Below are 9,386 nucleotides of genomic sequence, written 5' to 3'. Positions count from 1 at the left end.
GCGAGCAGCAGAAGGAAATAGCAGCCATGTTTGACCTGTAACATCACCCAAAATGACCATTTTCCCCTTTGGGTGTCTCAGCGCACAAAACAGGACGGTAAAAAAACATGGGCCTTTTATTTTCAATACTTTTCCACCACTCACTATAATCGTCGCGGAAAAAAATTGAGGCTAGGGTTGTTCTATTAAATGATGAAACCACACCTCTGTAGCGTCGTTGGGCACTGCATTGTAATTAATGTGTAGCTCTTCTCCTTTTTTTATGGCCTTTACCGTTTTGATGGTAATGGAGGAGTCCTCAAAATCCATTTCATATTCGCAATTGGCATCATAGCTATGGTTATACATAGATATATAGCCTAGTGCAACTGCCGCTTTCTTCCTCGAGTCTCCCCATTCAAATATGTAGTGATATAGTTTTGTATGTTCCAGGTGTTTACGCTCTTTCGCCGATAATACAATTACAGGCGATATTTCAATAACAGTATTGGCCGGAATATTTTCCGATGTAAATACGCCTTTACCTTTGTTACCTGATGGTGCAATAGTTAAAAATGGAAATATCATTTTGCTATACTAAATTTTGATAATAGCAAATGTAAGTGTTCTAGGCAGTATTGAAAATAAAATAATATTAGTTTATCCCAACTGTATTTTAGGACTGGTAATCATAGAGGCAAGCATTTCTAATTCCTCTTTCCTGCGTAGTTGTTTTTGATTTAAAAAACAGCGACTTATTTCAATTAATAGTTTATGAATAATGTGTTGGTGGCTAAGGGGATCGAAAAAAGAGCTTACAGGGGAAATATTGTATAATTCAAAATAGTTGTCTAAATCTGCGTGGCTGAAGATATTGCCCGTAGTGGCATCGATATAAAACAGAATAAGATCACGATGATTTGTTTTACTGACTGTCGTTTTGTAATTCTTTTGATAACAAGCTAAAATAAATTGATCGGGAATATTTATCAGTTTTATCGGAATATGTAATTTCTCACAAAGATATTGATAGAGCATACCTGTAGAGATGGCATTCCCTTTCTTTTTCTCGAGTATATTGTGCAAAAAGAAACGTTCTGTATTTTCATAATTATTACGTTCACTTTTTATTTCTTGAAAATTAAACAGCATGTTGGATATCACATTCACTTTTTCTAATGACGTGAGGCAATCATTTAATTCCAGCCAAATAATTTTTCTAAGTTTTTCAGTCGCAGATAAAACAGTAGATTCCTGTAAATAAGGATATACAAATTTCGCTACAAGCGTACTGCCCAGCAGCAAATCATAATCTCCTTTCTGACTCCATTGCTGAAATTCCAAAACAAGAGATTTAAAGTTTACCTGATGGATAATCTCCTCAATTCTTTCTTGAATGGTGCAGCCTATTGCCGCTTCCCATTGATCTTCCAAATTGGGGAGAATCTCTTTTCCATAAGTAACAATTTTATCTGCCACCAGGTTGTAAACGTCCTCGTCGGGGTCATCGATGAGAGAAAATAAGGCGGATATTTCTGAATTGATTTGCATGTGTTATTTTACTGTTACAAAGCAATAAAAAAAAAACTTAAAATTCGGATAAACAAATCCACCGATGTGAATAATTATGTGAACTCTATATAATTTAGTACCTTTGTATACTGTTAGTAAGGCTATTTGAGGAAGGATTCCTATTTATATATGGGGCTGTATTGGTTTTGACAGCGTAAGTAGTGGTAGGTGTAAGCATGCAGCGCGTTGTGTAATTAGCGCTTTAATCTGAATACTCAAATCTCAAATGGCAACAGACAGTTTGCTATGGCTGCCTAATTAGTTAATTAGACATCCGTTTGGGCCGTGTTGAGCAGGTTGTTCTGTTACCAAGCTCCACCGCCGACTCAACTCAAAACACAGAATGCTGCAATGATAGGCTGTGCTCATTGCAAAAGACTATTCAGCTAAGCGGAAAATTGGTTGGTTTGTTTCCTGTTTTTTGCCGACAAATAATAATAAACTAAGCATGTAGAAAGCTTATGACAGCTACGTTTGGACAGGAGTTCGACTCTCCTCAGCTCCACTGGAAGGGATGATTGAAAAATCATCCCCTTTTTTTCATAAACCAGATTTCCTTTTTCCTTTATTAACAATGAGTTACGCGAGAAAATATTCAACATGGTAGGTATTCTATAGATGCCATTTTGGTAGTATTACTCGCTAGATTATCTGCTGCTAGCGTAATATTATTTATGCTATCGGCAGAAGTATATGCAAACTTATCTAATAAGTAAGTGTAGGCCGAAAATGCTTCATTATTATACAAGTGATTGCCATAACAAGTAGTCAGTGTAAATAACCTGCTTGCAGGCATTTAGTTTTTGAAGCTATAAAGATTTTAATAAACCGACCTCTGAAATAAGACCCTAACCCCATTACTTTTTTATAGAAAGCAGTTTTGCATCTGCCAATACACTTTCGGGAAATTACCTCTATGATTCTGTTTCCTAATGCAAAATACTAAGTCAATCATACAGGGGACGGATAAACAATTTTGGATAAGGTAAATGAACCACAACCGCAGTTGCATTGAAAAGTGGAGCATGCTTGGCGATTGAGGGGCCGCGATACTTATTATAAAGGAAGTTTTGAAAACAACAAAAATTGACAATATGTTTATTTTAAACGGGTAAAGGCAAAATATTTTTGTTTGGAGGCATTGAATGAATTTAGTAAACAATCCTAGACCTCTGTTGCAGAAAGGGTATGGTTCGATAAAAAGGAAAAGAAATGCCAAGGAACGCTTGGAAAGCTTTGTATGCTGATAGTGAAGAGTTGCAACGGAGCGATGGCAATCCTTCCAATGTTTTTGATTATAGCATCGCTTGAATTTATTACTAAAAACGCTCTTTTAAAAGTATTAGTCGATTAATGATATTGCCAGTGTGGCGAAAAAATCTTATTTTTGGGGAAGGAAACCGGTATATTTTTATAGCAATGATAACCATATGGGTTTAGATACAACAAGTTTAAAATTTAATGAATTATGGAATTAATAATCAATATTGACGATACAAAGGAAGGTTATAAAAGTGAATGGTTGCTTCGCACTCTTAATCTTATGGGCATTCGTTATAAAACAAAGGAAACTCCCCAAACTTTAGAAGAATATAACGATGATTTACAACAAGGAAACGATGAAATTGAACAGGGGCATTTCATCTCTGCCGAAGATCTTAAAAAAGAGTCTTCCCAATGGTAGTCGTATGGAGTAAAAGAGCCGCAAGAGAGCTGTTGCAAGCCTATAAATATATATACTGTGATTCTCCCCAGACTGCTGCCAAAGTTCGTGATGCAATCATTAAAATGACTATTCTTTTATCTAAAAATCCAGAAGCCCATCCTCTGGATAAATACAAAAAAGGTAATGATGGCAATTGGCGTGCATTTGAAAAATATCGATACAGAATATCTTACCGGATTTTAGAAAATGAAATTCGCGTAGTACGGATGCGCCATACGAGCCGTTCCCCTTCAAATTATTAGCTTATAGCTGCATATTGTTTTAATAATTGGATTTGCCTTTAAGCGTCTCTTTGTGGGAGAATGGAGACAAATGTGAGGTATCCATTTTTTAACACTGCCGACATAATGAATTGACAGCCAATAGTTTTTATTGTATTCACTTTTTATTTTAGAATCGTAAAACTTTCGCCTATTTTTGAGTAGGCCGTAATTTTCGACTTCAGAAAGGTATTAGAGCCAATCGTAAGAAGGTTTTTTTTGGTTTATATAAATAGAATACGGCTCGACACAAAAACCTGTAGGAAAGGATAAGAATATTTAAATTTTGAGGCTTACTAGCCGTTATTGTGGAATATGGTTTCTTATCCCCATTATATTTATCATGCATCTTACCGCTAAATTCCTCATAGAGTGCATTTATTTTGTTTTTTTTGAATTAATGACGCAATTAATAGCTTATTAAGCCTTTTGTTAATAGTTGGGTTGTTTCTTTATAGAAAAATGAACAATAGTTTTTTATTCTATTCTAATTAACATTCACACAATTATTTATGAACTCTTATTGCATCAAAAAAGTGTTACTGATTTTTTGCTCATTATTTCCACTTGGTTCAGTTTTCTCCCAAGCTAATCAGGAGGTATTAAAATATCTCCATCCGGAAATTGGAGGTGTAGGGAGACTTTTAGAACCAACCCGACCCACCATGCAATTGCCCAATCAAATGATGCGAATGACGCCAATTCGTAAAGATTATCTGGATGATCAAATTAGTAGTTTTCCTCTATTAATTGTATCTCATCGCTTGGGGCAGGTATTTTCTTTATTACCGAATACAGATAAACAATTGACTTCTGCAAGCTGGAATAAAAAAGTCGCTTATGACCAAGGCGCAGAAGAAAGAGTGCCATGGCATTATTACACTTATTTGTTGGATGATGACATAGCAGTAGAATATACAGAAGGTAGAAAAGTTGGAATTTTTCGCTTTACTTTCCCAGAAGGAACATCGAAGAACTTATTATTTAGTGCATATAATAACGAGCAGAATTGGTGGCATTTTCAGAATGATAATGTAATAGAGGCAATGCAAACCTATTTTGTTGAAAGGGGACACAAGCCTATACCAGTTTATTTATATGGTAAATTTAATCAGTCATTCCATAGTGGAACCATCAAGAATAAAAGAATTATTTTGTCTGCAAATATTAATGGTGATTCCGCAAATGCATTTTGCAGATTTGACGACCAATCCAATGACACTATTGAATTTCGTTATGCGGTTTCCTATATAAGCGAAGATCAGGCTAAGAAAAACTATGAAGATGAACTGGGTGCAAATATTTCTTTTGATCAAGTAGCGACCAAAGCAAAGAATATTTGGGCGACTACGCTCGGGCAGATACAAGTGGAAGGTGGAACGGACGCGGAAAAAAGAAGTTTTTATACAGCACTATATCGTTGCAAAGAACGAATGGTGGATATTACCGAAGATGGGAGATATTATAGCGGTTATGATAACCAAGTTCACACGGATAGTCGACCTTTTTATGTAGATGATTGGGTTTGGGATACCTATCTTGCTTTACATCCTTTAAGAATGATTTTGGATCCTGCGCAAGAGGAAGATATGCTTCAGTCTTATGTTAGAATGTATGAGCAAAGTGGCTGGATGCCTACATTTCCTGTTTTATTTGGTGACCATGCCTGTATGAATGCTTTTCATAGTTCCGTAATGTTTTTAGATGCCTATCGTAAAGGGCTTAAAAATGTTGATTATGAAAAAGCTTATGAAGGAATGAAAAAAAATGCGATGCAGGCAACAATGCTTCCTTGGCGCAATGGCCGCAAAACTTCATTGGATGACTTTTATTATAAGAATGGGTATTTTCCTGCCTTAGACAAAGGAGCCAAAGAAACTGTTTCGCAAGTTCATCCTTTTGAAAAAAGGCAGGCTGTTGCTGTAACGCTTGGAGGGAGCTATGATGATTGGGCTGTTGGTCAGTTGGCGAAAGATTTAAACAAAGGAAATGATTATAAATATTTTTCAAAAAGGGGTCAAAACTATAAAAATGTATGGGACGCAGATAGGCAGTTTTTTATGCCTAAAGATGAAAAAGGAAATTGGATAAATATTGATCCAAAATTTGACGGCGGAATGGGAGGTAGGAATTATTATGATGAAAACAATGGTTGGACTTACTTGTGGCAGGTTCAAGAAGATATCCCGGGCCTAATGAATTTAATGGGAGGCAAAAAAGGTTTTGAAAATAGACTCGATCAATTGTTTCGAGAAGGTCTTGACCGTTCTAAATACGAGTTCTGGGCTAAGTTTCCCGACGCCACCGGATTAGTTGGGGAGTTCTCCATGGGTAACGAACCTAGTTTTTTCATTCCCTATTTATATAATTACACAAATGCGCCTTGGAAAACACAAGCGCGTGTAAGGCTTCTATTAAAGACTTGGTTTGGGGATGATATTTTTGGTATACCGGGGGATGAAGATGGAGGAGGTATGTCGGCATTTATTGTATTCTCTTCTATGGGGTTTTATCCGGTAACACCTGGTAGACCCATTTATGCAATTGGTAGCCCTGTTTTTAGTAAGGTAACTATCCAGCTAGCCAAGGGTAAGGTGTTTACGATGATTGCACATAATTGTTCAGCAGTAAATAAATATATTCAATCTGCTACAATGAATGGCATAGCCTTAAATACGCCCTTTTTTACCCATGAAGAATTAATGAACGGTGGTACACTGGAGCTACAAATGGGAAGCAAGCCCAATAAACAATGGGGCGTAAATTGATATTTTTTTTAGGTACTGACTCAAGTTTAGTATATCTAAAATTGAGAGAATACATTTTTTCTTGAAGAGAGCAGAAACAATTGTTATTGATGACAATATAGCCAATACATTAGATAGATATGCGGCTAATGTGATAAAGATTTAGAAAAGATTTGAAAGTATTATCCATTATCGTAAATCTCTTTTAATGGAAAGTGTCGCATTGATTAGTGCTGCAATCAATCACGCGTTAGACTTGGGCTTAGCAGATTAAGGATATTAGTAGACAGCTGGAATTGAGTATGGCTAATGAAGCCTTAACGCGCCCGTTATCTCCGGTAAATCCATTTGCCCTCAATAGTGGAATCGAGTCGGAAGAAATATTTTCAATTGACTCTTCTTTTCTCTTTTGATCTTTAATTAATTAATTATTTTTTGGATTTTATTAGTCTCTGCAAAAGAGTTTCAACGGAAGATTGTCTTTAGAGAAGATCTTTTTATTTTATAGTTTGATTTTTTTTCTTTAAAATTGCAATCGATTGCCATTTTATGGTAGAAAATTGATTCTCTGGAAATTTTAATGCTTTGAAAAAGATAGTTGGCATCGAGGTGTTGGAGATGAGCTTTATTAGCGTTGGATGTATTAGTCAATAATGATTGCATTGATGATGAGCGTAGCTGCCTTATTATTGCGTAATTGTATTGTGAGATATTTTATTAGAGAGATAGTTTTATAGAACAGAAAGTATGCGGTGAGACATTACAAAAGATGGCATAACGGTTTTTTCTACTTGGAAGTAAATGAGCCTTTAAGCACTCTTGACGTCAGTAATTCAGATTAGCTTTTAATACTTAGAGGGGTAGTTTCACACGATCAAAAAAGAGGTTTATCTTATCTGTAAGAGGGAGTCATTACGGCTCTCACAGTTTCTATTTCTATGAGTTTAATTTGTAAATAGATAAATAATTGGTGCTATTTTAAAAACATGCAAAAAGAAGTTACCATCTACGACATCGCCGAAAGATTAGGCGTTACGGCCTCGACAGTAAGCCGCGGCTTAAATAACAGCCCTCGTGTAACAAAAAAGACGCGAGATGAAATTCATAAAACGGCAACTGAAATGGGGTATCAGCATAATACAATTGCAAGTAATCTTCGTAAGCGACAAACGAAGACAATCGGAGTGATCGTGCATCGGTTAGATAGCTATTTTATTACCTGTGTACTTACCGGGATTGAAAAAATAATTAATAAAGCGCATTATGATATATTAATTATGAACTCGGCAGAGTCCGGCGTAAGAGAGGTGGCAAATGCGAAAAGCTTATTGAATAAAAGAGTCGATGGGGTTATTGTTTCATTAGCTTTAAATACGAAGAATATTGATCATTTTACACCGTTTCTCGATCGAAAAATCCCAGTTATATTTTTTGACCGGGTTATGCCAGAGGTTAACTGCACAAAAGTCATAATAGATAATTTTAGTAGTGGCTATGAGGCTACTGCACATCTGATTGCTGGAGGTCGGAAGCGTATTGCGCATATTACAGCAGATCTTCAAAGAAATGTTTACAAGGAAAGGTTTTTGGGTTATAAAAGAGCATTAAACGATAACGGGATAATCTATAAAGAAAAATTAGTAAAAATTTGTAATGCAGAGAAGTCTGAAATTGTTGAAGCCGTTGAACAGTTACTAAAACAGAAGCCGGACGCATTTTTTGTCATGAATGATTTTTCAGCAGCCATATGCATTCAAGTTTTACATAAGAAGGGGTTTAAGGTCCCGGAAGATATTGCGGTAATGGGGTTTAATAATGATATATTAGGCGACTTAGTTGTTCCAAAACTTTCTACGTTAGATTATCCGGGAGAATTAATGGGAGAAATTGCTGCGACAGAATTAATCAATCAGATGAGTCTCAAACACAATAGAGAAAATATTGTTGATAAGACGATTGTGATTCCTTCAGAAATAATAATTAGAGAGTCTACCCTTAAATTAAATCCATAGCCGTTAGATCTGGAGTACAGCCGCGGCCGGCCCTGTTTATTTAACAAATGATTCTTGCCAATTGGTCAAAATATAATTTGTTCGAAATCTTTTAGCTTATCGGTGTCGGACTTTTATTGCCTCTGGGATGGGGAGCACATTGAGCAATAACATCTTCTTTATTTCAGCATATTATTATTCGGCGCCCATTTCTTTTGCCATTTTGGGTATTCGTTCAATATTTTTTGAGGGGCATACGTGTACCATCCATAGCCATCACGTCGTTCGCGTTCCACTTTATCAAGAGAATACACGACCTTACTATCGCGGTTGCAGAAAAGAGGACGATGTGTTGTAAGTTCATAATATCTTGTCCATATAGGAGGTGCGGCAGAATCAATAACTACTATTCTATCGGACGTAGAGAGGCGGAAACGTGTTTTCATGGGGGGAGCCGCGATTTTTTTAATGCGGGTATTTAAAATTTTAGAATCATCAAACCAACGCACAGCAGCTTGAACTGCATTGATGATTTGTTGGTTTGGCTGACGGATACCCATTAAAAATTGTACGATGCCGACACTTTCTCCGTCACAAATGCACGGGGGTTCAAATTTGCGTGCCCAAGCCGGCTTTAATGTTTTTTCGTCGTGTTGCTGACACCAAGCGGTTAATACGCCATTGTCTTTTATCTGTGTTTTTAAAATACAGTCAATTCCTTTCTCATAAGATTTTTGTAATTGTCCACGAAGATCCCTGTCTATAAAATCATACAGAGGGCTTTTCGTAACGAGAATATCTCCCAATAGATTCATAATGCCCATCATAGCGCCATCGTTGAAAGTAATTTCACGGCTATAATTGTTTTCAAGCGGATAATATTGAGGCCAGCCGCCATTGTTATATTGTGCCGTTAAAATATATTGCAAGCCGTTTATAGCTGCTTCCTTATATCGTTCGTCTTTTATGTTGGCGTAAGCAATGGCGAGTGCTCTTATTTGCGTGTAACAGGTTCCATTGTCAAACGTGGTATTCAATACATCTTTATATTTCGCAACCTCTTTTTTTTGCTGATCAGTAAGTATTGCAAACATATCATAATTCTTAGGCC

General features: G+C 36.3%; 8 protein-coding genes and 1 other RNA gene. 5 read left to right on the top strand and 4 right to left on the bottom strand.

From position 1 onward, the window contains the following. Positions 1-171: 171 nt before the first annotated feature. Both ACQR30_RS04050 and ACQR30_RS04045 read right to left on the bottom strand, forming a co-directional pair. A complete protein-coding gene (locus ACQR30_RS04050; RefSeq protein WP_429731626.1) occupies positions 172-567 on the bottom strand; it encodes an SET domain-containing protein in 396 nt (131 codons plus the stop codon). A 72-nt stretch (positions 568-639) separates the two neighbouring features. After that, entirely contained in the window at positions 640-1,530 is an 891-nt protein-coding gene (locus tag ACQR30_RS04045) for a transglutaminase family protein (protein ID WP_429731623.1), read from the bottom strand. A gap of 152 nt (positions 1,531-1,682) precedes the next feature. On the opposite strand from ACQR30_RS04045, the gene ssrA reads away from it, so the two are divergent. Then, positions 1,683-2,059: a transfer-messenger RNA gene (gene ssrA / locus ACQR30_RS04040) on the top strand. 87 nt (positions 2,060-2,146) lie between these two features. Here the strand turns inward: ssrA and ACQR30_RS04035 are convergent. Then, positions 2,147-2,347: a hypothetical protein gene (locus tag ACQR30_RS04035; RefSeq protein WP_429731620.1), complete on the bottom strand. Its 201-nt coding sequence runs from the start codon at positions 2,345-2,347 to the stop codon at positions 2,147-2,149. Between the two features lie 672 nt (positions 2,348-3,019). Here ACQR30_RS04035 and ACQR30_RS04030 point away from each other — a divergent pair. The 4 genes from ACQR30_RS04030 to ACQR30_RS04015 all read left to right on the top strand — a co-directional run bounded on the left by ACQR30_RS04030 (position 3,020) and on the right by ACQR30_RS04015 (position 8,296). Next, complete coding sequence (locus ACQR30_RS04030; RefSeq protein ID WP_429731617.1) at positions 3,020-3,235, top strand: hypothetical protein; 216 nt, start codon at positions 3,020-3,022, stop codon at positions 3,233-3,235. Continuing rightward, positions 3,229-3,519, top strand: coding sequence for a type II toxin-antitoxin system RelE/ParE family toxin (locus ACQR30_RS04025; RefSeq protein ID WP_429731614.1), 291 nt, complete (start codon positions 3,229-3,231; stop codon positions 3,517-3,519). Before ACQR30_RS04030 ends, ACQR30_RS04025 begins: the two co-directional genes overlap by 7 nt. 554 nt (positions 3,520-4,073) lie before the next feature. Then, positions 4,074-6,305: a GH92 family glycosyl hydrolase gene (locus tag ACQR30_RS04020; RefSeq protein ID WP_429731611.1), complete on the top strand. Its 2,232-nt coding sequence runs from the start codon at positions 4,074-4,076 to the stop codon at positions 6,303-6,305. A 965-nt stretch (positions 6,306-7,270) separates the two neighbouring features. Continuing rightward, positions 7,271-8,296: a LacI family DNA-binding transcriptional regulator gene (locus ACQR30_RS04015; protein ID WP_429731608.1), complete on the top strand. Its 1,026-nt coding sequence runs from the start codon at positions 7,271-7,273 to the stop codon at positions 8,294-8,296. Between the two features lie 158 nt (positions 8,297-8,454). Here ACQR30_RS04015 and pelA read toward each other — a convergent pair. Further along, on the bottom strand, positions 8,455-9,386 hold a 932-nt coding region (pelA, locus tag ACQR30_RS04010), incomplete at its 5' end, for a pectate lyase (protein ID WP_429731605.1).

The organism is Arachidicoccus sp. (assembly GCF_050436765.1).
Classification (GTDB): domain Bacteria; phylum Bacteroidota; class Bacteroidia; order Chitinophagales; family Chitinophagaceae; genus Arachidicoccus.
Note: the sequence above shows the minus strand (reverse complement) of the source record. Positions and strands in the feature narration are given on the sequence as shown.